Annotated in this window: 22 protein-coding genes and 1 tRNA gene; 5 read left to right on the top strand and 18 right to left on the bottom strand. The window is 69.7% G+C overall.

Features of this window, described 5'->3' with window-relative positions; genetic code table 11:
• Positions 1-2: 2 nt before the first annotated feature.
• Positions 3-1,229 (top strand): sensor histidine kinase, encoded by a 1,227-nt coding sequence (locus ACFYY8_RS08385; RefSeq protein ID WP_390038506.1) that lies wholly within the window; start codon positions 3-5, stop codon positions 1,227-1,229.
• A gap of 187 nt (positions 1,230-1,416) precedes the next feature.
• Here the strand turns inward: ACFYY8_RS08385 and ACFYY8_RS08380 are convergent, their stop codons facing one another.
• Both ACFYY8_RS08380 and ACFYY8_RS08375 read right to left on the bottom strand, forming a co-directional pair.
• Positions 1,417-1,896: a hypothetical protein gene (locus ACFYY8_RS08380; protein WP_390038504.1), complete on the bottom strand. Its 480-nt coding sequence runs from the start codon at positions 1,894-1,896 to the stop codon at positions 1,417-1,419.
• A gap of 553 nt (positions 1,897-2,449) precedes the next feature.
• Positions 2,450-3,820 carry a cystathionine beta-synthase gene (locus tag ACFYY8_RS08375; RefSeq protein WP_352013879.1) on the bottom strand — a complete coding sequence of 457 codons (1,371 nt, stop codon included), beginning with the start codon at positions 3,818-3,820 and terminating at the stop codon, positions 2,450-2,452.
• A gap of 136 nt (positions 3,821-3,956) precedes the next feature.
• Here ACFYY8_RS08375 and ACFYY8_RS08370 point away from each other — a divergent pair, with 136 nt between their 5' ends.
• The 3 genes from ACFYY8_RS08370 to ACFYY8_RS08360 all read left to right on the top strand — a co-directional run bounded on the left by ACFYY8_RS08370 (position 3,957) and on the right by ACFYY8_RS08360 (position 7,655).
• Positions 3,957-4,931 carry an SGNH/GDSL hydrolase family protein gene (locus ACFYY8_RS08370; protein ID WP_390038501.1) on the top strand — a complete coding sequence of 325 codons (975 nt, stop codon included), beginning with the start codon at positions 3,957-3,959 and terminating at the stop codon, positions 4,929-4,931.
• 52 nt (positions 4,932-4,983) lie between these two features.
• The gene (locus ACFYY8_RS08365) at positions 4,984-6,333 is read left to right on the top strand and encodes a PQQ-binding-like beta-propeller repeat protein (RefSeq protein WP_390038499.1); all 1,350 of its coding nucleotides are present in this window, start codon (positions 4,984-4,986) and stop codon (positions 6,331-6,333) included.
• A gap of 101 nt (positions 6,334-6,434) precedes the next feature.
• Positions 6,435-7,655, top strand: a complete 1,221-nt coding sequence (locus tag ACFYY8_RS08360; RefSeq protein ID WP_390038497.1) for an acetyl-CoA C-acetyltransferase — start codon at positions 6,435-6,437, stop codon at positions 7,653-7,655.
• Between the two features lie 55 nt (positions 7,656-7,710).
• Here ACFYY8_RS08360 and ACFYY8_RS08355 read toward each other — a convergent pair whose 3' ends face one another.
• The 13 genes from ACFYY8_RS08355 to eno form a co-directional block, all read right to left on the bottom strand.
• On the bottom strand, positions 7,711-8,121 hold the full coding sequence (locus ACFYY8_RS08355; protein WP_390038495.1) for a PPOX class F420-dependent oxidoreductase: 411 nt from the start codon (positions 8,119-8,121) through the stop codon (positions 7,711-7,713).
• A gap of 76 nt (positions 8,122-8,197) precedes the next feature.
• Positions 8,198-8,437: a DUF4287 domain-containing protein gene (locus ACFYY8_RS08350; protein ID WP_390038493.1), complete on the bottom strand. Its 240-nt coding sequence runs from the start codon at positions 8,435-8,437 to the stop codon at positions 8,198-8,200.
• A gap of 511 nt (positions 8,438-8,948) precedes the next feature.
• Complete coding sequence (locus tag ACFYY8_RS08345; RefSeq protein WP_390038491.1) at positions 8,949-9,728, bottom strand: Bax inhibitor-1/YccA family protein; 780 nt, start codon at positions 9,726-9,728, stop codon at positions 8,949-8,951.
• A gap of 421 nt (positions 9,729-10,149) precedes the next feature.
• Positions 10,150-11,106, bottom strand: coding sequence for a hypothetical protein (locus tag ACFYY8_RS08340; protein WP_390038489.1), 957 nt, complete (start codon positions 11,104-11,106; stop codon positions 10,150-10,152).
• Positions 11,103-11,288, bottom strand: coding sequence for a hypothetical protein (locus ACFYY8_RS08335; protein ID WP_390038487.1), 186 nt, complete (start codon positions 11,286-11,288; stop codon positions 11,103-11,105). Before ACFYY8_RS08335 ends, ACFYY8_RS08340 begins: the two co-directional genes overlap by 4 nt.
• Positions 11,289-11,799: 511 nt before the next feature.
• Positions 11,800-11,872 (bottom strand) — tRNA-Leu (locus ACFYY8_RS08330).
• 203 nt (positions 11,873-12,075) lie between these two features.
• Positions 12,076-13,392 (bottom strand): NAD(P)/FAD-dependent oxidoreductase, encoded by a 1,317-nt coding sequence (locus ACFYY8_RS08325; RefSeq protein WP_390038485.1) that lies wholly within the window; start codon positions 13,390-13,392, stop codon positions 12,076-12,078.
• A gap of 170 nt (positions 13,393-13,562) precedes the next feature.
• Positions 13,563-14,360, bottom strand: coding sequence for a uracil-DNA glycosylase (locus ACFYY8_RS08320; protein WP_390038483.1), 798 nt, complete (start codon positions 14,358-14,360; stop codon positions 13,563-13,565).
• Positions 14,361-14,516: 156 nt separating this feature from the next.
• The gene (locus ACFYY8_RS08315) at positions 14,517-15,866 is read right to left on the bottom strand and encodes a hypothetical protein (protein ID WP_390038481.1); all 1,350 of its coding nucleotides are present in this window, start codon (positions 15,864-15,866) and stop codon (positions 14,517-14,519) included.
• A 201-nt stretch (positions 15,867-16,067) separates the two neighbouring features.
• Positions 16,068-17,027, bottom strand: a complete 960-nt coding sequence (locus ACFYY8_RS08310) for an exopolyphosphatase (RefSeq protein ID WP_390038479.1) — start codon at positions 17,025-17,027, stop codon at positions 16,068-16,070.
• Positions 17,024-17,563 carry a DUF501 domain-containing protein gene (locus tag ACFYY8_RS08305; protein WP_390038477.1) on the bottom strand — a complete coding sequence of 180 codons (540 nt, stop codon included), beginning with the start codon at positions 17,561-17,563 and terminating at the stop codon, positions 17,024-17,026. Before ACFYY8_RS08305 ends, ACFYY8_RS08310 begins: the two co-directional genes overlap by 4 nt.
• 40 nt (positions 17,564-17,603) lie before the next feature.
• Positions 17,604-18,026 (bottom strand): septum formation initiator family protein, encoded by a 423-nt coding sequence (locus ACFYY8_RS08300; RefSeq protein ID WP_390038475.1) that lies wholly within the window; start codon positions 18,024-18,026, stop codon positions 17,604-17,606.
• Between the two features lie 112 nt (positions 18,027-18,138).
• Positions 18,139-19,416 (bottom strand): phosphopyruvate hydratase, encoded by a 1,278-nt coding sequence (gene eno, locus ACFYY8_RS08295; RefSeq protein WP_390038473.1) that lies wholly within the window; start codon positions 19,414-19,416, stop codon positions 18,139-18,141.
• Between the two features lie 112 nt (positions 19,417-19,528).
• Between eno and ACFYY8_RS08290 the strand changes: the two genes are divergently transcribed.
• Complete coding sequence (locus tag ACFYY8_RS08290) at positions 19,529-20,293, top strand: methyltransferase domain-containing protein (RefSeq protein ID WP_390038471.1); 765 nt, start codon at positions 19,529-19,531, stop codon at positions 20,291-20,293.
• A 6-nt stretch (positions 20,294-20,299) separates the two neighbouring features.
• Here the strand turns inward: ACFYY8_RS08290 and ACFYY8_RS08285 are convergent, their stop codons facing one another.
• The 3 genes from ACFYY8_RS08285 to mfd are packed head-to-tail and all read right to left on the bottom strand — an operon-like array spanning position 20,300 to position 25,466.
• Positions 20,300-21,277: a MazG family protein gene (locus ACFYY8_RS08285; RefSeq protein WP_390038469.1), complete on the bottom strand. Its 978-nt coding sequence runs from the start codon at positions 21,275-21,277 to the stop codon at positions 20,300-20,302.
• A 10-nt stretch (positions 21,278-21,287) separates the two neighbouring features.
• Positions 21,288-21,908, bottom strand: a complete 621-nt coding sequence (locus ACFYY8_RS08280; RefSeq protein WP_390038467.1) for a SurA N-terminal domain-containing protein — start codon at positions 21,906-21,908, stop codon at positions 21,288-21,290.
• A 27-nt stretch (positions 21,909-21,935) separates the two neighbouring features.
• A complete protein-coding gene (gene mfd, locus ACFYY8_RS08275; protein ID WP_390038465.1) occupies positions 21,936-25,466 on the bottom strand; it encodes a transcription-repair coupling factor in 3,531 nt (1,176 codons plus the stop codon).
• Between the last annotated feature and the right edge of the window lie 224 nt (positions 25,467-25,690).

The raw sequence follows: 25,690 nt of genomic DNA, 5'->3' as shown, positions 1-25,690 counted from the left end.
CCGTGGGGGAGACACATCGCATCGTCTACTGGATCCAACGGCTCAGCGAGATCGCTCTGATCGGCTGGCTCACCCTGCTGTTGCTGCTCGACGTGATGGTCGTGCTCACCCGGCCCGACAACCCCGTGGTCTGGCTCGGCCCGGTCTGCGGCGCCATCGGCGTCCTGGCGGTGCTGCTGCGCCGTACTCACAGGATCAGCGGATACGCCACCCTGCTCGTCGCGTCGTTCGTCACCACCCTGATCATCGGCTCCAGCCACGTCAGCGGACTGCCCTCCTTCGCCGAGACCGGGTCACTGCTGATCCTCACCATCGCGGGCCTGCGCTGGATCGAACCCATCAGCAGGGCCGCGATGTTCTCCATCGCGTCCGTCGTCGTACTGGAGAGCGCCGCCGGACGGCTGCGCGAGGACACCCCGTCCCTGGCGGTCGGCTTCCTCGTCTTCGTCGGCTGGTCGATCGCCGCCGGGGTGGGCGCCTACCTGCGCTTCCAGCTCGAACGCCGCAAGGAGGCCGTCAACTCGGTACGGCGCGCCGAACGCCTCGAACTCGCCAGGGAACTGCACGACCTGGTCGCCCACCACATCACCGGAATCGTCGTCCAGGCCCAGGCCGCCAAGATCGTGGCCGAGCAAAAGCCCGAGGCCGTCGTCCCCGCGCTCGACGCGATAGCCGGGGCCGGCGCCGACGCGCTGACCTCCATGCGCCGTCTGGTCAGCGTGCTGCGCGCCCAGGACGGGGCCGCCCGCTCCCCCGGCAGCACGCTCATGGACATGCGCACCCTGGTCGAACGGTTCTCCGCGGGCGGCCCCCAGGTCGCCTTCGACATCGGCCAGGGCATCAACGACCAGACCATGGCCCCCGAGGTGCTGACCACCCTCCACCGGGTCCTGCAGGAAGCCCTGACCAACGTGCGCAGACACGCCCCGGGCACCGGCTGGGTCGAGGCCGACCTACGGCTCGGCGGCCCTCCCGACGGGCCCCCCGCCGGATCTCCCCCCGGGCCTCCCAGGAGGGAGCAGCACCAGGGATCACACTGGGTGTGGCTGCGCGTACGCAACTACGGCTCGGCGACCGACGCCAGGATCTCCCGCCTCGGCGGCGGATTCGGCCTGGTCGGCATGTCCGAACGAGTGGAGGCCCTGGGCGGCCGCCTGACCGCGGGCCACACCTACACGGGGGCCTGGGAAGTGGTGGCGGGCTTCCCTGTGTTCCTTGGCGGTGCCTAGGGCCGTGTTTCTCCGTGCCTCCTTCGGCTGACCTCGATCGCCTGTGATGGCGAGGGGCCGTCCATGACCGCTGGCCCGACAGTGGCCCGGACCGGCCGGGGGCCTCACCCCACCGGCCCGTGGATCGCCCCTCGGCGCCGGCAGCGGGGTGGGCGCCCCTCCGCCTCGGTCCGCGACGTCACGCCGCTCAGTTGAAACAGTCCTGCTTGTTGAGCGCGATGCCGTACTGGGTGACCTTGCCGCGCGTGACGCCGAAGGTGTAGTAGGCCTTCTTGTTTCCGGGAACCGTGATCACGTAAAAGTCGTGGACGTCTTTCCTGACGTGCGGATAGGCGGTCTTCACCTGCTTGGCGGTGGAGCCGATCCCGATGCCCTCCGGGGTTCTCATGCCCTTCGCGGCGAAGATGGCGGCCAGTCCCACCTTCGGCGAGATGTAGACGCCGACCGAGTCCTTGGGAGTGGGGAAGTTCTTCAGGTCCCAGCCGGAGCAGCCGCCGTCGCCGGACAGCTTCTTGACGACGCCCCCCGTCTTCTTGGCCTGCGTGACGGTCATACCGAGCTTGACGGCACCATAACCGTAGGGGCCCAGCGTGGGCTTCGTCTGGGCGTCGGCCACGGTGGTGCCGAGGACCAGCAGTGAACCGGCGAGGAGCGACGCCCCGATCATCGTCTTCATCATGATCTGTTCGACTGCGGAACGGTGGTGAAGGTTCTCAACGGAGCCGTTTTTCTCCGACGACCCCGACCCGGGCGAGGCCCCTGGAGGCGGACACCTCCGGCTTCGGCCTCCGACGTCGGGAGAAGGGCTCGGGGCCGCCGCTGACGAGGATGGGCGGAAGACGGCCTTGAACGCGCCTTCGGCCGGCCCGATGACGTCCTTGACGCTCAGGTGATCGACATCGGGAGCTGACGGCTGCCGTCTTTTGTACAGATGACAGCGTCCTTACCTCCGGCTTTCGCGCGTCCGCACTGGGCGAATCGTTCGCGAACGGCCCCTGGCGCAGCTCGCGCGGTGGGCCGCCGACAACCAGGACCACCTCGTCGGCGAGCCCGCCACATCGTGACGGGCCGCTGGTCCGTCGCGGAAGCCTGTCCGGCCTGCGACAACGGTCCGGTGATCGCCCACAGCTCGGGCCGAGGAGCGACAGGGGAAGGCATGGGCCCGCGGCGCCCGAGCCCTCGCGGCACCGAAGGCGCCGCGAGGGGGAAGGGGAGCGCGACTAGTTGTTGACCAGGAATGCCAGCAGGTCCTGACGGGTCACCAGGCCCACGGGTTTGCCGTCGTCCAGGACCACGGCGGCGTCGGCCTTCTCCAGGGCCTCTATCGCGATGGAGACGGGCTCTCCCGCGCCGATCATGGGCAGAGGCTGGGACATGTGCTCGGCCAGCGGGTCGGTCGGCCGTACGCGGCCCCGGTAGAGGGCTTCGAGCAGGTCGCGTTCCACGATCGAGCCCACGACCTCGGCGGCCATGACCGGCGGCTCCTCCTTCATCACCGGCAGCTGCGAGACGCCGTACTCCCGCATGATGGCGATGGCCGTGTCGACCGACTCGTGCGGGTGGGTGTGCACGAACTCGGGCATCCCCGCGCCCTTGCGGACCAGCACGTCCCTGACCAGGCCCTCCTCCGAGGAGGTGGTCAGGAAGCCGTAGTCGGCCATCCACTCGTCGTTGAAGATCTTCGACAGGTAGCCCCGGCCGCCGTCGGGCAGCAGCACGACGACCACGTCCTCGGGGCCGGCCTGCCTGGCGACCCGAAGCGCCGCGACCGTCGCCATCCCACAGGAGCCGCCGACCAGGAGCGCCTCCTCACGGGCCAGACGGCGCGTCATGCCGAAGGAGTCCTTGTCGGAGACCGCGATGACCTCGTCGCAGATCGTGGTGTCGTAGGTGGAGGGCCAGATGTCCTCTCCGACGCCCTCAACGAGGTACGGCCTGCCGGTGCCGCCCGAGTAGACGGACCCCTCGGGGTCGGCCCCGATGATCTTGACCCGGCCGCCGGAGACCTCCTTGAGGTAGCGTCCGGTGCCGCTGATCGTGCCGCCGGTGCCGATGCCCGCGACGAAGTGGGTGATCCGCCCCTCCGTCTGCTCCCAGATCTCCGGCCCGGTCGAGTGGTAGTGGCTCTCGGGGTTGCCGGGATTGGAGTACTGGTCGGGCTTCCAGGCGTTCGGCGTCTCCCTGGCCAGCCGGTCGGAGACCGAGTAGTAGGAGTCCGGGTGGTCCGGGGAGACCGCCGTCGGGCAGACCACGACCTCGGCCCCGTAGGCGCGCAGTACCGCGATCTTGTCCTGGGCGACCTTGTCCGGCACGACGAACAGGCAGCGGTAGCCGCGCTGCTGCGCCACCATGGCCAGGCCGATGCCGGTGTTGCCCGAGGTGGGTTCGACGATCGTGCCGCCGGGCACCAGCGCGCCCGACCGCTCCGCCGCGTCGATCATGCGCACCGCGATCCGGTCCTTCACCGAGCCGCCGGGGTTGAAATACTCCACCTTGGCGAGCACCTGGGCGGACACCCCGGCGGTCACCTTCCGCAGCCGGACAAGCGGCGTGTTTCCCATCAGTTCCACAAGCGAGTCATACACACGCATCGCGACGATCACCTCGAAATACAGAGCCAGGTCGGCTTGTTGTGCTGAACGCCGTGCCCCCAAGGGGGTTGGTGGGACTCTCGGCTAGGTTCAAGGCAACGCTACCCGTCGTGGGGTACCGAAGGGGCAACGCCAGGTGATCTGGACACCGGGGGCGGCTCGGGCCGCCCGTCGTATCGCCGCCGCCGCGGCCGTCGGCGGAGGAGGACTCACCGCGCTCGGCGCGGTCACGTACGGTCTGCTGATGGGTGAGGCCCTGCTGGCCCGGCGCATCGTCGGCCGCCCGCACGGCATGGAGGGGCCGCCCTCCGACGGGGTTTACGGCGACTTCACCGGTGAGCCGGTCCGGATGGTCATGCTGGGCGATTCGACCTCGGTCGGCCTGGGCACCTCCGAGGCGGCGCAGACCCCGGGCGTGTTGATCGCCACGGGGCTGGCCTCGGTCGCCGAGCGTCCGGTGCGGCTGACCGTGGCCGGCAGGTCCGGCGCGGTCTCCGCCGATCTGGACGACCAGACCGATCTGGCGCTCGAAGCCTCCCCCGAGATCGCGGTGATCTTCGTCGGCGCGAACGACGTCACCACCCAGACCAAGCCCACCCACGCCGTACGGCACCTGCAGAAGGCGGTGTGGCGGCTGCGTGAGGCGGGGGCGGAGGTGGTCGTCGGCACCTGTCCCGATCTGGGGACGGTCAGGCCGATCGCGCAGCCGCTGCGCTGGGTGACCCGGCGCTGGAGTCGTCAGCTCGCCGCGGCGCAGACCGTGGCCGTGGTCGAGGCGGGTGGCCGTACGGTCGCCTTCGCCGACCTGCTTGGCGGTGAGTTCTCCGCAAATCCGGACGAGATGTTCGGACCCGATCGTTTCCACCCATCTGTCCAAGGCTATCTACAGGTTGCTTACGCGGTGCTACCTTCTGTGTGCACCGCGCTTGGACTGTGGCCGGAGCCGCGCTCCGAACGCGGTGAGTCGATCTACCTCGTGGCGGCCAAGGCCGCGGAGGAACCCGGTGCCGAAGTCTCCGCGACTCGCGTCGCCGGCCGAGCAACCGGACCCCACGGACGGTGGGCGACACTGCTCCGTCGGAGACACGGGGTGCTGCCCAACGACGCCTGACCACGGTTACCCTCCGCGGTGAGGCCGTGACGTCTCGCCTTTTTGGAGTGCAATGCCCGCGATCCGGCCCCACGTGAAGAAGGCTGCGGTCCTCGCCGGAGTGCTCGCCCTGACCGGCTGTTCCGGCAGTGAGGCGGCCGTTCCCGCCCATCCGACCTGGCACAACGGCGAGGTGAACGCGGTGAGCCGTACCACCTCGGCCGCGGGTGTCGCCATGACGACCTCCATGAGAGCGGACGGCACGCTGGAGACGATCGCCCTCGATCTGGCCACGGGCAGGAAGCTGTGGACCCACCCCGCGACCATGGCCGGTCGGCTGCCGGGCATGGGCGTCCCCGCCCCGGCGATCGTCCAGTCCTCCGGCGGACGGCTCGTCGCGGTCACGGTCGACCCTGTCCGCCAGGGCCGTTGGAACGCCGTCCTCGTCGGCCGTGACGCGCGCACCGGCAACCGGCTGTGGACACGCCCGCTGCACTCGACCTTCGGGCCGCAGCGCTGTGGGGCGTTCGTGTGCGTCTCCGAGGACACCGCCCTGTCCAAGGCCCGGATGTCCGTCCTGGCCCCGGAGACCGGCAAACCGATGTGGCAGCTGCCCGGCATCGCCGAGGTCGAGTGGTCCGGCGCCTCCCACGCCGTGCTCCTGCGCATGGCCCGTCACCCCGTCCTTGAGGCCTACGACCTGGCCTCGGGCAGGCGGCCGTGGCGGCTGCCCGTCGAGGAGGCGCTCGGCCCCGGGGTCGACCTGTCCGGCGGGTGGGCCTTCGGCTCGACGGCCGACGACCTCGTCGGCTACGTCGCCCCCTACACCGGCCCCTCGAAGAAACGGGTCTCCGCCTTCGGCCTGTTCTCCGTCAAGCTCACCGACGGCACGGTCAACTGGCTGCGGCCCTCCGTGGTGCGGGTCTACCCCAGCGGCAGCCCCGGCCTGGCCCCCGTCGTGCGCCCCGTCGACCCACGGGGCCAGTACGGCGGGTTCGCCAGGCTCGACGCGAGCAACGGGCGGGTCCTCGGTCAGATCTCCGCGGCCCAGATCCCCGGTTCCGGCTGGTGGCTGGCCTTCCCCGACCGGATGGACACCCTCGGCTTCCTCAAGCACGACCAGCAGGGCAACGTCTTCGACCTGGCCACGGGCCGCGGCACCGAGATCAGGGACCAACGTGGCTGGTCCTTCTGCGTCACCGACCCCAGGCCGCTCCCCCTCAAACACCAGGCGGCGGGTTTCTACCCGGTGGCCTCCCTGTGCGAGTTCGACCTGGCCAGCGGCAAGAGGACGAACGGCTCCGAGGCTCCGCCCGCGTGGTTCACCGGCAGCCAGGGGGGCTGGCGGATATGGCGCGACGAGTTGGGCGGGCTGCACGGCGTCAAGGACGGCACCCCGACCGCCCCCGGCATGTACGGCTGACGCCCCCGTACAAAGTTCTGTTCCGGGCCGCCCCACTCGCGACCTTCGCCCTACCGGGGAGTAGCCTCCGCTCAGGAGTGCCCGACAACCCAGGAGAGCCCATGCCCGAGGCAGTCATCGTCGCGACCGCGCGCTCGCCCATCGGACGCGCCTTCAAGGGATCGCTCAAGGACATCCGCCCTGACGACCTGACCGTCCAGATCGTCAGGGCCGCCCTGGCCAAGGTGCCCCAGCTCGACCCCACGACCATCGACGACCTGATGCTGGGCTGCGGCCTGCCCGGCGGTGAGCAGGGGTTCAACATGGGCCGGGTGGTCGCCACGCTGCTCGGACTCGACGGCGTGCCCGGCACGACCGTCACCCGCTACTGCTCGTCGTCCCTGCAGACCACGAGGATGGCCCTGCACGCGATCAAGGCGGGCGAGGGCGACGTCTTCGTCTCGGCGGGCGTCGAGTGCGTCTCCCGGTTCGTCAAGGGCAACTCCGACTCGCTGCCCGAGACAGAGAACGAGCTGTTCGCCGAGGCGCGCAGCCGTACGGCGCGGGCCGCCGAAGGCGGTGGCGAGGTCTGGCACGACCCGCGTGAGGACGGCGAGCTGCCCGACGCCTACATCGCCATGGGCCAGACGGCGGAGAACGTCGCCGCGCTCAGGGGCGTCTCGCGCCGGGAACAGGACGAGTTCGGCGTCCGGTCACAGAACCTCGCCGAGCGGGCCATCGCCAACGGCTTCTGGGAGAGCGACATCACCCCGGTGACCCTGCCGGACGGCACCGTGGTGACCAGGGACGACGGCCCCCGCCAGGGAACGACCTACGAGGCGGTCTCCCAGCTCAAGCCGGTCTTCCGGCCCGACGGGACCGTCACGGCGGGAAACTGCTGCCCGCTGAACGACGGCGCGGCCGCGGTGATCGTGATGAGCGACGTCAGGGCCGCGGAACTGGGCATCACCCCGCTGGCCAGGATCGTCTCGACCGGCGTGACCGGCCTGTCCCCCGAGATCATGGGACTCGGGCCGGTCGAGGCCTCCCGGCAGGCCCTGTCCAGGGCGGGCATGGCCATCGGCGACGTGGACCTCGTCGAGATCAACGAGGCCTTCGCGGCCCAGGTCATCCCGTCCTACCGCGACCTCGGCGTCGACCTCGACCGGCTCAACGTCAACGGCGGCGCCATCGCGGTCGGACACCCCTTCGGCATGACCGGCGCCCGCATCACCTCGACCCTGGTCAACGGTCTCCGCTTCCACGACAGGACGATCGGCCTGGAGACCATGTGCGTCGGCGGCGGCCAGGGCATGGCCATGATCCTGGAACGCCTCAGCTGAGCCGGGAAACGCCGCGCCGTACCCCTCCGGCACGAGGGTACGGCGCGGCGGCGTCTCAGCCGTGGATGTCGGGGCCCGCGCGGGTGATGGTGACGCGCAACAGGACCCGCCGATCCCGCTCCATGGCGGCCCGGTAGTCGTCCCAGTCGGGGTGCTCGCCGGAGATGTCCCGGTAGTAGCCGACCAGCGGTTCCATCGCCTCAGGCAGCGAGAGGACCTCCGTCTCCCCCTCGATCTGGATCCAGTCACCGTAGAAGGCGTCGTTCATCACGCAGAGCGTGGCCCGGGGGTCCCTGCGAAGGTTGCGAACCTTGGCGGCGGTCTCCCTGCTGCTGACGATCGCGCGCCCCTCGGCGTCCAGCCCGACCGTCACCGGGGAGAGCTGCGGACGTCCGTCGGCGTGCTTGGTCAGCAGAACCGCACGGTGATTGACGCGGATGAAGTCACGTGCCTTGTCGAGATCCATGATCCCCATCATGGACCGGGCACACAGAAGCCCGCACCCCCCGATGGGAGGCGCGGGCTCGCGGAAGACGGATAACTTACATACGGCGGCTGTGGCGGCGACGCTCGTGCTCACGCACGATGGCGGCGGCATAGCCGTGGGACAGCCCGTGCTCCTGGGCGAGCCAGTTGGCCCGCTCCTCGCAGCGCAGGAAGGACGGGCCGTTGTCGATGGCTTGGAACCACTCTGGGAGTGCGCGGCCGGTGATATCCGTGACTCTAGCGATCAGCTTGCTCTGCGTCTCCAGTGAGTGGCTCAACGACATGGGCACCTCCACGGATAGGCTCCTTTGCTTGACAGTGCCTCACGTGTCCCCAGATAGCAAGCCCTCCGGACCTGCCCATCCATCATTCTTCGTCGCCTTGTCGTCTCTTTGCGTAGCCTCCGGCAGTGCGGGCTGTGGCCCTTTGCTCCGCCTTCGGCGTCGCGGGTTGTGTCCCTTTGCTCCGCCTTCGGCGTCGCGGGCTTGGGCGCCTTCGAGTCGGCGCTTTCCCTCGTCGCTGTGTCTCCTTGCTCCGCCTACGGCGTCGCGGGCTTGGGCGCTTTCGAGTCGGCGCTTTCCCTCGTCACTCCGTCGCTGCGCTCCTGCGTTCCTCAGTCCAAGCACCGACGCGCCCAAGCCGAAAACCCCTCACGCACGGCACCGTAAAGCGCAGACCAAGCCCCTCACGCTTGGCGCCTGAGGCACCGGCGAACCTCTTACGCACGGCGTCGGGGGTAACCGGGGGCGGACAGCGAACACCCCGCGTCACCGGGGGTGGCGCGGGGTGTTCGGGGTGGTCGGGCAGCTAGTCATTACTGGTGAAGTAGCTGACGAAACGGAGGATCTCCAGGTAGATCCAGACCAGGGTGACCGTCAGGCCGAAGGCCATCAGCCAGGAGTACTTCGCGGGGGCTCCGGCGCGGATGCCCTGCTCGACCGAGTCGAAGTCGAGGAGCAGGAAGAAGCAGCCGACCAGAATCGCCGCGATGCTGAAGACGTAGGACAGCGGGCCGCCGGAGCGGATGCCGACGCCGTCCTCGATGAAGAAGGTCGCCAGCCAGTTGACGAGCATGAGGCCCATCAGGCTGAGCCCGGCCGCCACGACGAACTTGGTGAACTTCGGCGTCACCCGGACGATGCGCAACGTGTAGACCGCCAGCATGGCGCCGAAGGCCAGTGCCGTACCGACGACCGCCTGGAAGACGACCCCGTTGTACAGGTCGTTGTAGGCGTGGCTGATCACACCGATGGCGACGCCGTAGGAGACCGCGTAGCCGAGGATCAGCACCGGGTTGGTGCTCTGCCTGAACGAGACGATCAACGCGAGCACCAGACCGACGAGCACGCCGGCGATCAGTGCGGGTCTTCCGAGGTTGAGCGCCCAGGCGAGCGCGGCGGAGACGACCAGCGTGCCCAAGGTGATGAAGCCGCGCACGACCACGTCGTCGATGGTCATCCTCCGCTGCGCGGGCGGCGCGTAGGAGGGCGCGTCGTACATTCCCCTGAGCTGCTCGGGGGTCGGGGTGCCCCAGGCCTGCTGGCTCCCGGGCGCCTGCCTGCTGAACACGGGATTCTTGCTTTCCATCGCTAGCCTCCACGCTGCGACCTACGCGATCGGCGTATAGATCGGTTGTCACACGGCCGTATCGTGTTGTTGTCCGTTTTAGGGTCAGGTGACCGTACGGCTACCGCCGAGGATTCCAACGAACGGCCGCAGCGCCGGGTTCCCGGCCCTATGGAGGCATCATGGCCCGCCCGCCGGGTCCACGCCAGGCCCCTCCCCCGCCAGGAGGACCGGGAAGGGGCCGGCGGGTCGCCGGTGGGTCAATGGAAACGGCCGGAGTGGGAGCGGGAAACGCTTCCCGGAATCAGCCGGTCCGCTCCCGGAAACCGGCCGCCCGTGGATTTGTCGCGCTGTTTTCCCTACCCGGCGTCTCCGGTAAGGAAAACGACACGGTCACAGCGGGGAAAACAACCGTGCACCGTCGAAAGCGTGTTCCGCTCCATCAACCGAAGCGCTCGACAAGTCGCCGATAAGTGTCGAACGCGGGTTTAGGCCGGTAGTCATCACCGAGAAGGCCGAACCTGTGGAACAGGCCGGGTTTCGCACTGTCGGCATCCCGTAGGGCGAAATGGGTGTAGCCACCGATGTTGAGCCGAGTGCGGTGGTCCACGACCGCCGTGACGATCGTCTCCAGGACCTCGGCCTGTCGCTGCGGGCTCCGGTCCGGCCCGGTCGGCCAGCCGTTCTCGGTGATCCACAGGGGGACCGACTCGTCGATGCCCGCCGGGGTGAGGCACCGGTCGCGGTGGTGGCCGAGCAGTCCTGTGACGGCCTCCCCCAGCCCGGCCGCCGGGGCGGGCTGGAAGACGTCGGGGAAGAGGTCGAGGCCGACGTAGTCGACGGCCTCGACGAAGCACCGTCCGCCGTCGGCGGTGAGCGCGGCGACGAAGCCCTCGGCGGGGCCGAACAGGGGCGTGGTGTTGAACCCGACCCTGAGGTGGTCCAGGCCCAGCAGGCGCGCCTCCTCCTTGGCCGCGACGACGCCCTCGACGAGGGCTTCGAGCACCCGGGGATGGCCTCCGTCGTACAGCGGCAGGTTCGGCTCCTCCGTCACCTGGAGGGTCGCGACACGCGTCCCGTGACGGCGGACGAGGTCGCGGACGAAGGCGACGTAGCCCGCGACGTCGCCGCTGTGGGAGCGGTACTGCGCGACCAGGTCGAGCGCGCGCCCGTCGGTGGCGTACCGTTCGACGCCCTCGGGGGCCTGCGGGTAGACGTCTCCGGGATCGGCGAAGCTGACATAGCCGCGGACCAGGAAGGGCCCGCCGTCAGGGCGCAGGTGGGTGAGCGCCTCGGTGATCCGTCGCGGGTCGTCCGGCGGCCCCTGGAGCACGCCGCCGTTCTCGTCGCCGACCGCTCCGCCGGGGTAGATCCCGAAGAGAGGGCCGTCCGATGTCATGTGAGGTCCTTTCGGTCGTCGGGCCAGGTCAGGCTTCCTGTGCGGATCTCCTCCGCGGTGCCGGTGACCCGGTCGAGTTCGCCACGGGTCATGTGCAGGGCGTATTCGGCCTCGCTGGCGAACAGGCGGGGCGCCTGTCCCGAGGCCGACGCGTCGTCGAGGGCCCGCCGGTCCTCGGCCATGGCGGCGCGCAGCCGTTCGGCCCGCTCCAGCAGCGCCGCCCGCGCGCGCTCGGAGCCGAGGGCGCCGAGGTGGGCGACGGCGGTGGGGAGGAGGGGATATTCGCGCCGGGGGCGCGGATCTGCCCGTCGAGCCGACGCGCGAAGGCGTCCTTGCCGCGTTCCCGCACGTAGGGGTGCATGGGCCTTTCGAGCAGCGGCTTGAGCACTCCCAGGGCCAGAGGGTTGTCCACACTTCCAGCTATAGTCGCCTCCTGATATCAGGAACCGACTATATGAGGTGCCGTACGGCACCGCAACGGCGCCCCGAAAACGCCCTGAACAGATCACGACATCCGGCCGATCTGGAAGACCGGGATTTCCGCGCCATAATTTGGCCGACAGGACCACATACGATCGGCACACAAACGACGGGCCAACACGAAACGCCCTGACCCGGGGTTTTCCCACACAACAGAGCGGCCCGTGACCGATTTTTCCTGGTCACGGGCCGAACTTCGCGGATCACTACGAGTGCCCCCGGAGGGACTCGAACCCTCACTCGAACCCTTTTAAGGGGTTTGCCTCTGCCATTGGGCTACGGGGACGCCGTAATCATACGTAACTGACCACTCATCAGAGGAGCACAACTTTGTATCAGGCGTCACACAAACCATGCCACAGCGTTCCGATCTCCGAGACCGCCCCCGGTCCCGGCCGTACGGCGTGAACGCACGAGCCCCCTCCCGGAACGGACCGGGAAGGGGCTCGCGACGGACGGTGGCCACCTTCAGTGACCGCCAGGTGGCCGTCAGGTCCTGGCCGCGCTGCGGAACTCCTCACGGGGCGCCTCGATCTCACCGAGCGAGACGGTCTCCCGCTTGAAGAACAGCGCGAGGGTCCAGTCCATCGTCACGCGGACCTTGCGGTTGACGGTCGGCACCCGCGACAGGTGGTACGTGCGGTGCATGAACCAGGCGAGCAATCCACGGAGCTTGATCCCGTAGACGTTGGCGACGCCCTTGTGCAGGCCGAGCCCGGCGACCGAGCCGACGTACTTGTGGCGGTAGTCGACCAGCGGCTGGCCGTGCAGATGCCGGGTGATGTTGTCGGCCAGCACCTTGGCCTGCCGTACGGCGTGCTGGGCGTTGGGCGCGCAGTACTGACCGGGGCTGGTCACGTCGGGCACACCGGCCACGTCGCCCGCCGAGAAGGCGTCCTCGACGCCGGCCACGGTCAGCCGGGTGGTGGTCTTGATCCGGCCGCGCTCGTCCAGGGGCAGGTCCCCGGCGTTGACGACGGGGCTGGGCTTGACCCCCGCGGTCCAGACGATGGTGGCCGCCTCGAACTCCTCTCCGTCGGAGAGCTTCACCAGGCCGCCCTCGCAGGAGTCGAGGCGGGTGTTCATCTTGACCTCGATGCCGCGCTCACGCAGCTGCTCGGCGGTCCACTTGCCCATCTCGGGGCCGACCTCGGGCAGGATGCGGTCCGTGGCCTCGACGAGGACCCAGCGCATGTCCTTGCGGGAGACGTTGCGGTAGTAACGGACGGCGTCGACGGCCATGTCCTCAAGCTCGGCCAGCGCCTCGACGCCCGCGAAGCCGCCGCCGACCACGACGAAGGTCAGCGCCCTGCGGCGCAGCGCCTCATCCTCGTCGGTCTCGGCGCGGTCGAGGAGTTCGAGCACCCGGTTGCGCAGCGCGATGGCCTCACCGACCGTCTTGAAGCCGATCGCGGCGTCGGCCAGGCCCGGAATGGGCAGTGTGCGCGAAACCGATCCCGCCGCCATGACGAGGATGTCGTAGCCGATGTCGTGCGGGGTGCCGACGTTCGGCTCGAAGGCCACGGTCTTGGCCGCGTGGTTGACCTTGGTGACCTTGCCGTTGAGGATCGTCGCCTTCGACAGCACCCGCCGAAGCGGGACGACGACGTGCCGGGGCGAGAGGTTTCCCGCCGCCGCCTCGGGAAGGAACGGCTGGTAGGTCATGTGGGATTCGGGGGTGAGAACGGTGATCCGGACGCTACCGTCGCGCAGTTCCTTACGAAGGGTGTGCTGCAGACGCAGCACGGTGTAGAGCCCGACGTAACCTCCGCCGACGACCACGATGTGCTTGGCGGTACGGTTCACTTCGACGCCATCCTTAGGTCGATGCCTTGTGAAAGCTTTCACAAGCATACGTCTCCCCCGAAAACCAGACCAGGCACCCCCCGTGTAACTTTCGCCATAGTTTCCAGAACGGCGAGAAAATCCGGACATTTCAGAGCGAAGTTTTGACGATCTTCTCTTTGTGATCGAGTTCACAAGCTCCGCAGCGCGTTTGCCCTGTTCAGAAGGGTGTCAAGCATCTCGGCCGTCACCCGGCCGGTGAACGTGTTCTGCTGGCTCGGGTGGTAGCACCCGAGAAGACGGGCCGTTTTCCCGCCACGGGAGATCTCGACCTCGGCGCCGTGCCCGAAGGGCGGCCTGCGGGCAGGCAGGACGTACCCGGCCTCCCGCAGCGCGGGCCAGATCGCCTGCCAGGCGAAGCCCCCGAGCACGACGATCACCCGGACGTCGTCGGCGACCAGTTCGATCTCCCTGGCCAGCCAGGGGAAGCAGGCCGTACGTTCGGCGGGCTCCGGCTTGTTGCCCGGAGGGGCGCAGCGCACCGAGGCCAGCATCCGGGCACCGACGAGCCGCTGCCCGTCCCCGGCGTGCGTGCTGGTCTCCTGTACGGCCAGCCCCGTCCGGTACAGCGAGGCGAACAGCCAGTCCCCGCTGCGGTCACCGGTGAAGATCCTCCCGGTGCGGTTGCCGCCGTGCGCCGCGGGGGCGAGCCCCACGATGAGGACCTCCGGCCTGTCCTCCCCCCACCCGGCGATGGGCCTGCCCCAGTAGGTCTCCTCCGCGAAGGCCCGCCGTTTGACCGTCGCCACCTCCTCCCGCCAGGCGACCAGGCGTGGGCAGGCCCGGCAGACGGACTGCCTGGCGGTCAGTTCACCGAGCGAACGGCTCGCCGCCGCCAGCCGTACGACCTGGGCGGGGTCGTGGGCGACGGGGGTGTCCGGCAGGGCGGGGTCTTCGGGCCAGCCGGACCCTGGAGGAACGAATGTCATGTCCTCGATCGTGCCAGGAGGAAACACGCCCTTAACCTCGGGCACGCGAAAGCGGCGCCCGCCTGAGGCGAGCGCCGCTCTCTCAACTCGTTTCCGACCCCGCGTCAGACGCGGGGCGGGCCGTCACGGAGCCGGGAGGGTTCCCCCGGCACGCGCTCAGGCCTGGCAGACCGCGTTGAAGTTCACCGACTGCGAGCCGGCCCCGTCGATCGCCAGCTTCGCGCTGCCGCCGTGGGTGCCGTTCGTCGCCTTGGTGAAGGTCACGGTCTTGGTGCCGGCCTCGGTGAAGACCAGCGGGCCGGAGGAGACGGTCACGCCGTCAACGGTCCAGCGGTAGTTGAGCGTGGTCGCGCCACTGGCGTAGATCTGGCCGGAGCCGGACAGGGAGGCCGCGGGGCAGGCGCCCGCGGTCTGCGTGGCCGAGACGCTCTCGCCCACGACCCAGACCTTCACCTCGGGGGCGGGGGCCTGACAGGTGACCTTGCCCTCGACGGTGCCGGTGGTCGAACCACGGTAGAGCTCGATCGCCCGCTTGCTCGTCCCGGAGGCCGAGGCGCTCCAGGAGTCGGTCACGGTGCGGGACTGGTAGCCGTGGCCACCGAAGTAGACGTCCTGCCAGGAGCCGGCGACGCCGTCACGGATCCAGCGGTACTTGACGCTGCCACGGCCCTCGGAGACCGAGATCGTGCCGGTGAAGTTACGGGTGACCGGGCAGTTGCCGGTGTAGGAGTCGGGAGCGTTGACGGACGCGGTCACCTTCGGCGACTCGTCCTTGCACCAGACCCTGAAGCCGACGCGGTTGGAGGAGTTCTGAACCGGGTCCACGATCTCCAGAACGGCCCAGCCGCTCAGGCTGTGACGCGGCCTGATCACGTGGAACACCTTGGTCGAGCTGCTGACGCGGACGACGTCACGGTCGACGACGTCACCGTTGACGACCCAGCGGTACCGCACCCAGGTGGGGCTGGAGGCGGTGATGCGGCCGACCAGCGTGGCCTGGCAGTTGCCCTCGTTGACCCACGCGCGGGCGCCGACGCCGACCTGGATGACTTCCTTGCCGCCGCCCTCGTCGCCACCACCACAGGAAACCCGGAAGCTTCCCTTCTTGGAGGTCGCGCCCCTGGGGGCCAAGACCTGCAGGGCCTGCCAGCCCTTGACGTCACCCTTGAACTTCGAGGTCTCCTTGACGGTGACCGACTTGTTGCCCTTGCCCTTCAGAACAAGGGTCTTGACCTTGCTCTTGGAGCCGTCGCCGCGCAGCCAGCGGTAGGCGACGGTGGTCCGGGAGGCGACGGCCTTCACCTTGACGGTCGAGGAGAAGGTCACGTTGACGGGGCAGTCACCCTTGTAGTTCGAGGGAGACGCCTTGGGGGTGCCGACCGAGACCGCGGGCCTCGGCTTGGCGACGGCCGAGACGGCCGTCTGGGTGGATGCGCTCGCAGCGGCCGCGGGCGAGGCCATCAGGGCCGTCGCCATCGTCGCCAGCATGGCCGTGCCGGCGCTCACCGCGGCTAGCCTGCGTGCTAGTCCGGACTTCATGAGGGGTTGCTCCGTTTCGTTAGGAAGCGAATGCGCTCCGGAGACGGTTGCCGCCCCGACACCAGCTGTGCCGGGCCCCACGGCAAAGCCTCGCTAAAGCCCCTTTACCTAATCATGAACGGAACGATCTCTCAATACCCCATCAACAAGTCAAATGTCTAGATCTCATTAAAGTTTAGATGTCAGCCATGCGATTCCATCGAGGATGTCACGTTCGCTGACAACGACTTCGTCGAATCCGTACCGCTGCAGGACGCGGTCGAGAATGAGGGCGCCGGCGCCGATGACGTCCACCCGGCCGGGATGCATGACCCCTATGGCCGCGCGTTCCTCGTGGGTCATCCCCAGCAGTCGACGGGAAATCTCGTGTGCCCGATTTGCCGGAATTCGCGAGTGATGAATTTTATCCGGGTCATATTCCGGCAGGTCAAGCGCTATTCCCGCGACGGTCGTCACCGAGCCCGCGAGACCCACCAGCGTCAGCGCCCGCTCTACCGGAACCTTCTCCGCGACCCGGTCGAGCGCGTCGTCGATGTCGGAGGTGATGGCCTCGACCACCTCGGGGGACGGCGGCGCCGTCGAACCCCGCAGGTGCCGCTCGGTCAGCCTGACACAGCCGATGTCCACCGAGATCGCCTCCTCGGCGTGCGTCGAACCGAGCACGAACTCGGTCGAGCCACCGCCGATGTCGAACACGAGGTAGGGCGGCCTGGTCCCCTCCGGGGTCGGCAGGCCGGTCTCCGGCGAGAGCCGTACCAGGTCACGGGTGGCCCCGGTGAAGGACAGCTCGGCCTCCTCGGCACCGGTGATCACCTCGGGCTCGACGCCGAAGATCTCCCTGACACCGCCGACGAAGTCCTGACGGTTGGCGGCGTCCCTGGTCGCGCTGGTGGCGACGACCCGCACCGCCGAGACGCCGTGCCGTTCGATGAGCCCGGCGTAACCGCGCATCGCGGCGAAAGTGCGTTCGAGCGCCTCCGGGGCCAGCCTGCCGGTCCTGTCGACGCCCTGTCCCAGCCTGACGATCTCCATCTGACGCTCGACGTCGGTCAGGACGCCCCCGTCGATGTCGGCGATGAGCAGGCGGACGGAGTTGGTGCCACAGTCGATCGCGGCGACACGGGTCACATGGTCTCCTCGTTGGTTGTCGTGTCTGAAGACTGGGTTTCCTCGGCGCAGCAGGGGCCGTCCGCCCACCACTCGCCGAGCGCGTCCAGCGCCTCGCGGCCGAACGGGTTGACCCCCGGCGCCGCCAGTTCGTGCCCGACCAGGGCGTGCAGGCACTTGACCCTGACCGGCATGCCCCCGGTGCTCTGCATGTCCCTGGGCAGCGGCTCGATGCCCAGCTCGGCCGCGGCCTTGTCGCGGCGCGCGACGTAGTCGTCGTGCGCGGCCTGGTAGGCCCGGGCCAGTTCGGGATCCTCGGCCAGCCTGGCCTGCATGTCCCGCATCATCCCCGAGGTTTCGAGCCTGCCGATGGCCGAGGCCGCCTTGGGGCAGGTCAGGTAGAACAGCGTCGGGAACGGCGAGCCGTCGGGCAGCCTGGGAGCCGTCTCGACCACGTCCGGCAGTCCGCACGGACAGCGGTGCGCGACCGCCCGCAGACCCCGTGGGGTCCGGCCGAGCTGCCGTTCCACAGCCGCGACGTCGCGGTCGTCAACCATCTGTGACACCCCCTGAAAGACGACATCCAGGGTATCGGGGTCATCCGCCGGTCCCGGCCACCTTCGCGCCGGTTCCCGAGTCCGCCGCCTCGACCGATTCCCAGAGCGTCTGGTACCACGGCGACGTCACGGCCTTCTTCCCCCCGGCCGGGATGCTTCCGCCCTGTCCCTGGCTCTGGCCCTGCCGCTCCCGCATGACGACGTAGCACTTGCGGCCCGGGTCGCAGTAGAAGAGCCGCTCCCTGCCCTGCCGCTTGATGTAGCCGGGGTCGAAGTGCTGGCGGTAGCGGTCCTCCTGCTCCTTGATCTCGGCCAGTTCCTTGGCCCGTTGCTGTTCGAGCTGGGCGATGTAGCGCCGTTGCGCGACGTACTCCCTGATCGGGTAGGCGAGGCTCATGGCGATCGCGCACACCACGATCGCGAGGACCGCGGCCCGTCCCGTCAACTGCGGCCGTCTCGCCACCCGCGCCTCCCCGTCCCCGCTCGCTTCGCCCGCCTCGCCGTACGGCCGGGCCCTGGGTGCCCGCCGTACGGCTTGCGCCCGAGCAAATCGGGCGCAAGCCGTACAGGCGAAACTACCGCTGGAAGCGCGGGAAAGCGGCGCGACCCGCGTAGCGGGCGGCGTCGTCGAGCAGTTCCTCGATGCGCAGCAGCTGGTTGTACTTGGCCACGCGGTCGGAACGGGCCGGGGCGCCGGTCTTGATCTGACCGCAGTTGGTGGCCACGGCGAGGTCGGCGATCGTGGTGTCCTCGGTCTCGCCGGAGCGGTGGCTCATCATGCAGCGGTAGCCGTTGCGGTGCGCCAGGTCGACCGCGTCGAAGGTCTCGGTCAGGGTGCCGATCTGGTTGACCTTGACCAGCAGGGCGTTGGCCGTGCCCTCGGCGATGCCCCGGCCGAGCCGCTCGGGGTTGGTCACGAACAGGTCGTCACCGACGATCTGGACCTTGTCGCCAAGCGCCTCGGTGATGGCCTTCCAGCCCTCCCAGTCCTCCTCGTTCAGCGGGTCCTCGATGGAGACCAGCGGGTAGTTGGCGACCAGGTCCTCGTAGAAGGCCACCAGCTCGGCGGAGGAGAGGCCCTTGCCGTCGATGGTGTAGACGCCGTCGGAGTGGAACTCCGAGGCCGCGACGTCGAGCGCGAGGGCGACGTCCTCACCGGGCACGTAACCCGCCCGCTCGATGGCGACCAGGATCAGGTCGAGCGCGTCACGGTTGGAGGGCAGGTTGGGCGCGAAGCCGCCCTCGTCGCCGAGCCCGGTGGCGTAGCCCTTCTCCTTGAGCACGACCTTGAGCGCCTGGTAGACCTCGGTGCCCATCCGCACGGCCTCACGGAACGACTCGGCCCCGATCGGCGCGATCATGAACTCCTGGATGTCGACGTTGGTGTCGGCGTGCGCGCCACCGTTGAGGATGTTCATCATCGGCACGGGCAGCACGTGCGCGTTCGGGCCACCGAGGTAACGGAACAACGGCAGCTCCGCGCTCTCGGCCGCCGCCTTCGCCACGGCGAGGGAGACGCCGAGGATGGCGTTCGCGCCAAGACGGCTCTTGTTCGGCGTGCCGTCGAGGTCGATCATCACCTGGTCGATGCTGCGCTGCTCGGCGGCGTCGAACCCGAGGATCTCGTCGGCGATCTCGTCGGTCACCCCGAGCACGGCCTTCTCGACGCCCTTGCCGCCGTAGCGGTTGCCGCCGTCACGCAGCTCGACGGCCTCGAACTGACCGGTCGAGGCGCCACTCGGCACCGCTGCACGCCCCTCGCTGCCGTCGTCGAGCAGGATGTCGACCTCAACCGTCGGGTTGCCCCTGGAGTCAAGGATCTCGCGGGCGGTGACACCCTCGATGGAAGCCACGAAGCGCTCCTAAAGTCGCAGGACAGTTTGCCGCAGAAGCCTATCGAGGCCTACCTCCCAGTACGGTGGGCGGCTTCCCCCTTCGAATTCCGGATGTGCTCAAATCAGAACCATGAGCCAAGCCACGGCACTCGACCGGGTCCGTGAACTGCTGGACCCCACCCTGCTCGACCTGGCGGGACGGGACGCCACGGCCGGCGGTTACCTGGACCTGCTCGGCGCGGAGCCCGCCGGATCGCCCGTGCAGTGGCTGATGCGTTCGGGTTTCCTGCCGAGGATCTACGAGCGGGTCTGGCGCCCGGCGGTCCTCGGGGCGATGAAGGGCCCCTTCGGGCCGGGCACCCGCCAGGAACTGGCACTGGTCGGCCGGATGCTCGAACTCGGGCCCGGCGACCGGGTGCTGGACGTCGCCTGCGGGCCGGGCAACGTGACCCGGGCGCTGGCGGACGGCGTCGGCCCCGCGGGCCTGGCCGTCGGCCTGGACGCCTCGGCGTCGATGCTCGCCCGCGCGGTGCGCGACACCCGGGCGCGTGATCTCGGCAACATCGGCTACGTCCGGGGTGACGCCGCCGACCTGCCGTTCCTGCCCGGCAGCTTCGACGCGGTCTCCTGCCTGGCGGCGCTCTACCTTTTCGAACACCCCTTCCAGGCTCTCGCCGGGATGGCCAGGGTCCTCAGGCCGGGCGGCAGGATCGCCGTCATGACGACCAGGCGGGTGCCGTACGGCGGGCCGCTCAACGCCCTCGTCGGCGTGGCCTCGGGGGTGCGCCTGTTCGGGGACGAGGAGGTGGTCGAGGCCCTGGCCCGGCTCGGCTTCTCCGGCCTGCGCCACCGCGCCTACGGCCTCGTCCAGTTCGTCAACGGCCGCCTCGTCTGACCCGGTTCAGGCCTCCCCGGTCTCCCCCGCCTCCCAGGCCCGGACCCGGTCGCGGTAGCGGCGGGCGGTGGCGCGCAGTTCGGCCTCGGGGTCGAGACCGGCCTCCTGCGCCCGCCGCACGAGGGCGAACAGGCGCGCCCCCAGGTCGTCTCCGGCGGCCTCGGGGTCGACGAGCAGGCCGTCCGGTGCGCCGACCCGCCCGGCGCGCCGGATGAGCTGCGCCGCCAGGGAGAGAGCGGGCTGACCCATCGGGACCCCGTCGAGGACGGACCCGGCGTCGCCGTCGTTCTTGGCCGCGCGTTCGGCGGCCTTGATGGCCTCCCAGTTGTCACCGACCTGCTCGGCGCCGGTGACCTTGACGTCCGCGAACACGTGCGGGTGGCGGCGGACGAGCTTGGCGACGATCCCGTCGGCCACGTCGTCGATGTCGAACCCGCCCTCCCCCGCGGAGCGCTCACGGGCGAGCCTGGCGTGGAAGGCCACCTGAAGGAGCAGGTCGCCGAGTTCCTCACGCAGCGCGGCGTGGTCGCCCTCCTCGATGGTCTCCAGCACCTCGTAGGCTTCCTCAAGGAGGTACGGCGCCAGCGACTCGTGAGTCTGTTTGGCGTCCCACGGACAGTTCGTCCTGAGACGGTCCATCACCTCGACCAGGTCGAGCAGCCGCCCGCCCGGCAGGTCGTACGACCCCGGCACCACCTCGATCACCGGCGGGTCGTCGAGGGCGAGCGCCGCGTGGCCGACCGCGCGCATCAACGTCTCGTCGGCTCCGAGCCAGACCACGGTCCCGTCACGGGCCTCGCGCACCAGGGCCGCCGGATCGGGCTCGACGACCTCGACGGTGACGCCGGCCTCCTCCAGATGGGGCAGGTGCGGATGTCCGGCGGAGCCGGTGCGCACCGGCCCCTCCCGCAGGACCCGCCACGCGTGGTGGCTGAGCAGCCCGGGGGCGACCCTGGGCGAGGTGGTGACGACGATCAGGGGCATGCCCCCGAGACTACTGGGCCCGTGCGGCGGGAGGGATCGCGCCGAAACGGCCCGCGTCCACGAACAGCTGCGGAGACTGCTCGCTGCGGTTGTCGTTCAGCACGCCGTAGCGCGGGCTCCAGGTGACCTTGACGGCCTGCAGGTCCTTGATCGCCTGGGCCTGGCCCCGCTGGAGCGCCTCCTGGTCGGCGCCGCCGCCGTACTTGGCCATGAGCTTGGTGAGCATCAGACCGGCCTTGGTGAACTCGCGCGAGTGCGACGGCGCGACGGCCTGCTGGAGCATCCGCTGCTCGTGCTGGGCCTCGCCACCGGAGGCGGCGACCACCTGGTCGATCTCGGCCTCGGTGACCGTGATGCCCTGCCGCTCGGCCGCCTTGGTGTACTGCTTGGCGGTGGCCAGCTGGAACAGCACCACCTGCGAGACGCTACCGGGGAACTGCAGGTCAGCGGGGGAGACGTTGGCCTTGGCGAGGGCCTCCTCGTACTCCTTGACGCTGCTGTCCAGCTCGCCGGTGCTGATCCGCTCACCGCCGACGATGGCGGCGGTGCCTGCCTGCCCCGGAGAGCAGGCGGTCAGCGCGGCTCCTGCGGCGGCGACCGCCAGGATGACGCGCAGTCGAGTCGACTTCACTTGCGATCCCTTCACGACAGACGCCGTTTACTTTACCGGCTGGTTCTCAAGGAACATCGCCTGGACCAGGTCACCGCACCACCTGAGCAGGTCCAGGTCGCGCAGCGGCTGGCCGCCGAGCGGCCTGGTCTTCGGCACGGGTACGAGCAACGTACCGGCCGCCTGCTTCAGCAGTGCCTTCGGGTACAGCCTCTGCAGTCTGACCTGCTGGGAGTCCCTCAGGTCCACGGGGGCGAAGCGGATGTTCTGCCCCTGGAGGGTGACGTCGGTCAGCCCCGCCGTACGGGCCCGGATCCTGAAGCGGGCGACCTCAAGGAGGTTCTCGACCGGCTGGGGCGGCCTGCCGTACCGGTCGAGGAGCTCGTCACGGACCGCGGCGACCTGCTCGTCGGACTCGACGGCGGCGATGCGCTTGTAGGCCTCAAGGCGCAGCCGCTCGGAGGTCACGTAGTCGTGCGGGATGTGCGCGTCGATCGGCAGTTCGACCTTGACGTCGGCGCGTTCCTGCGTGACGGGGGCGCCCGACAGCTTGGCCTTCTGCTCCTGGACGGCCTCGGCCATCATCCGTACGTACAGGTCGAAGCCGACTCCCGCGATGAACCCGGACTGCTCGGCGCCGAGAATGTTGCCCGCGCCGCGGATCTCCAGGTCCTTCATCGCCACGTACATGCCCGCGCCCATCTCGGTGTGCTGGGAGATGGTGGCCAGGCGCTCGTGGGCGGTCTCGGTGAGCGGCTTCTCCGGCGGATACAGGAAGTAGGCGTAGCCGCGCTCACGGCCACGCCCGACCCGGCCGCGCAGCTGGTGGAGCTGGGACAGGCCGTAGTTGTCGGCCCGGTCGACGATCAGCGTGTTGGCGTTGGGCACGTCCAGGCCCGACTCGACGATCGTGGTCGAGACGAGCACGTCGAACTCGCGCTCCCAGAAGCCCACCATGATCCGTTCGAGCTGGTGCTCCTGCATCTGGCCGTGCGCGACGGCGATCCTGGCCTCGGGCACCAGTTCGTGCAGCATGGCCGCGACCTTGTTGATGCTGGAGACCCGGTTGTGCACGAAGAACACCTGGCCGTCGCGCATCAGCTCGCGCCGGATGGCGGCGGCGATCTGCTTGTCGTCGTACGGCCCGACGAAGGTGAGGATCGGGTGCCGTTCCTCCGGCGGGGTGAGGATCGTCGACATCTCCCGGATGCCGGTGAGGCCCATCTCCAGTGTGCGCGGGATCGGCGTCGCGGACATGGCCAGCACGTCGACCTGGGTCCGCAGGTGCTTCATGGCCTCCTTGTGCTCGACGCCGAAGCGCTGCTCCTCGTCGATGATGATCAGGCCGAGCTCCTTGAACCTGATCTCCGGGGAGAAGAGCCTGTGGGTGCCGATCACCACGTCGACGGAGCCCTCGCGCAGTCCCTCCATCGTCGCCTTGGCCTCGGCGTCCGTCTGGAAGCGCGAGAGCGGCCTGACGTTCAGCGGGAACCCGGAGAAACGCTCGGTGAAGGTCGACAGGTGCTGCTGGACCAGCAGCGTCGTGGGCACGAGCACCGCGACCTGCTTGCCGTCCTGGACGGCCTTGAACGCCGCCCGCACCGCGATCTCGGTCTTGCCGTAGCCGACGTCGCCGCAGATCAGCCTGTCCATCGGGACTGCCCGCTCCATGTCGCGCTTGACCTCGTCGATGGCCTCGAGCTGGTCGCCGGTCTCGGCGTAGGGGAAGGCGTCCTCCATCTCCCGCTGCCAGGGGGTGTCGGTCCCGAAGGCGTGCCCGGGCGAGGCCATCCTGGCGGAGTAGAGGCGGATCAGCTCCCCGGCGATCTCCTTGACCGCCTTCTTGGCCTTGGTCTTCGCCTTCGCCCAGTCGGCGCCGCCCATCCGGTTGAGCGTGGGGGCCTCGCCGCCGACGTAGCGGGTGACCTCGTCGAGCTGGTCGGTCGGCACGTAGAGGCGGTCGCCCTTGGCGTACTCGATCACGAGGTACTCGCGGGTCGCGCCCTGCACGGTCCGCTGCGCCATCTCGACGTAGCGTCCGACGCCGTGCTGCTCGTGCACCACGTGGTCGCCGACCTTGAGCTGGAGCGGATCGACCATGTTGCGCCGCTTGGAGGGCAGCCTGCGCATGTCCTTGGTCGAGGCCTTCTGCCCCACCAGGTCCAGATGCGTCAGTACGGCCAGCCCAGGGGCGACGAAACCGTGCTCGACCAGGCCGGTCGTGACGTGCACGACCTTGGGGTCGGGAGCCGTGTCGAGCCCCGCCTCAAGACGGGCGGGCAGGTCCACGCCCTTGAGCAGCTCGACCATGCGCTCGGCGGGGCCGTGGCCCTCGCTGAGCAGCACGACGGCCCTGTCCTCCTCAAGCCAGCCCTTGATGTCGCCGAGCGCCCGCTGGGTGTCGCCCCGGTAGCTCTCCGCCTCCTTGGCGGGCAGGAGCAGCCCGTCGCCCAGGTCGTCGCCGCCGAACGGCGCGATCGACCACCAGGGCTGGCCCAGCTCCCGCGCGTGGTCGCGGACCTCCTCAAGGCTGCGGAAGGCCGCCGCCCCGAGGTCGATGGGCGCCTCGCCGCCCGAGGCGGCGTTGATCCACGACGCCTCGAGGAACTCCTGGCTGGTGCGCACCAGTTCCTCGGCCCGTCCCCTGATGCGCTCGGGGTCGCAGACGAACACCGCGGCGCGCGCGGGCAGGTGGTCGACCAGCAGGTCCATCTCCCCGGCGAGCACGGGCGCGAACGCCTCCATGCCCTCGACGGCGACCCCCTCGGCCAGCTGCCCGAGGATCTCGGTCAGCGCCGGGTGCTCCTCGGCCAGCAGCCGTGCCCGCTCCCTGACCTCCTCGGTCAGCAGCAGTTCCCGGCAGGGGGCCGCGAACAGACCGCCCTCGGCCACCTCCAGGGAGCGCTGGTCGGCGACCTTGAACCAGCGGATCTCCTCGACGGTGTCGCCCCAGAACTCAAGGCGCAGCGGGTGCTCCTCGGTGGGCGGGAAGACGTCGAGCAGCCCGCCTCTGACCGCGACCTCGCCGCGCTTCTCCACCATGTCGACCCGGCTGTAGCCGTTCTCGACGAGCTGGGCGACGACGGCGTCGAGGTCGGCGTCCTGACCGGCGCGCAGCCGTACCGGGCGCAGGTCGCCCAGGCCCCGCACGATCGGCTGGAGCACGGCCCTGACCGGGGCGACGATCACCCGCAGCGGCCCGGCGGCGGCGTCGCCCGCGACGGGGTGCGCCAGTCTGCGCAGTACGGCCAGCCGCTGCCCGACCGTGTCGCTGCGCGGCGAGAGGCGCTCGTGCGGCAGGGTCTCCCAGGCGGGGAAGACCGCGACCGAGTCACCGTTGATGAGGCTGGTCAGCGCCGCGGCGAGGTCCTCGGCCTCGCGGCCGGTCGCGGTCACCGCGAGAACGGTCCGCGCGCCGTCCTCGGCCCCGTCCCTGGCCAGCGCGGCCACGGTGAACGGCCGCAGCGCGGGCGGCGCGATCAGCGCGACGTCGGAGAGGTCGCCCCCGCGCACGTCACGGAGGACGGAGGCCAGCTTCGGCTCTCCAGCGACAAGGTCAAGTAGTCCGGAAAGGCTCATCAGATTCGCCCACAGCCCCACGACGGCAACACGGCAGGCCCCGGGCCGGGTCCGGCACGGGGCTCTCCCAGGCTACCGGTGTTCGTCCACGGTGTTCCGGCCCGCCGTCCGCCCGCCGTCCGCCCGGTGGACACGCGGGACCCCTGAGGGCCGGGACCGCAATCGTCACCGTCGGGCGGTGGCCAATGCGCGACTATCGGTGAACAATTGACTACTGTCGGTTG

This window comes from Streptosporangium sp. NPDC001559, assembly GCF_042893955.1.
GTDB lineage: Bacteria > Actinomycetota > Actinomycetes > Streptosporangiales > Streptosporangiaceae > Streptosporangium.
The sequence above is the reverse complement of the archived record's forward strand: the minus strand, read 5'-3'. Positions and strand labels throughout refer to the sequence as shown.

Coding starts and splice junctions, on each gene's coding strand:
- ACFYY8_RS08345 (WP_390038491.1), bottom strand. CDS start 9,728: ATGGAAAGCAAGAATCCCGTGTTCAGCAGGCAGGCGCCCGGGAGCCAG.
- ACFYY8_RS08380 (WP_390038504.1), bottom strand. CDS start 1,896: ATGATCGGGGCGTCGCTCCTCGCCGGTTCACTGCTGGTCCTCGGCACC.
- ACFYY8_RS08305 (WP_390038477.1), bottom strand. CDS start 17,563: ATGGTTGACGACCGCGACGTCGCGGCTGTGGAACGGCAGCTCGGCCGG.
- ACFYY8_RS08285 (WP_390038469.1), bottom strand. CDS start 21,277: ATGCCCCTGATCGTCGTCACCACCTCGCCCAGGGTCGCCCCCGGGCTG.
- ACFYY8_RS08320 (WP_390038483.1), bottom strand. CDS start 14,360: ATGACATTCGTTCCTCCAGGGTCCGGCTGGCCCGAAGACCCCGCCCTG.
- ACFYY8_RS08360 (WP_390038497.1), top strand. CDS start 6,435: ATGCCCGAGGCAGTCATCGTCGCGACCGCGCGCTCGCCCATCGGACGC.
- ACFYY8_RS08290 (WP_390038471.1), top strand. CDS start 19,529: ATGAGCCAAGCCACGGCACTCGACCGGGTCCGTGAACTGCTGGACCCC.
- ACFYY8_RS08340 (WP_390038489.1), bottom strand. CDS start 11,106: ATGACATCGGACGGCCCTCTCTTCGGGATCTACCCCGGCGGAGCGGTC.
- ACFYY8_RS08335 (WP_390038487.1), bottom strand. CDS start 11,288: ATGGCCGAGGACCGGCGGGCCCTCGACGACGCGTCGGCCTCGGGACAG.
- ACFYY8_RS08375 (WP_352013879.1), bottom strand. CDS start 3,820: ATGCGTGTGTATGACTCGCTTGTGGAACTGATGGGAAACACGCCGCTT.
- ACFYY8_RS08355 (WP_390038495.1), bottom strand. CDS start 8,121: ATGGATCTCGACAAGGCACGTGACTTCATCCGCGTCAATCACCGTGCG.
- ACFYY8_RS08365 (WP_390038499.1), top strand. CDS start 4,984: ATGCCCGCGATCCGGCCCCACGTGAAGAAGGCTGCGGTCCTCGCCGGA.
- mfd (WP_390038465.1), bottom strand. CDS start 25,466: ATGAGCCTTTCCGGACTACTTGACCTTGTCGCTGGAGAGCCGAAGCTG.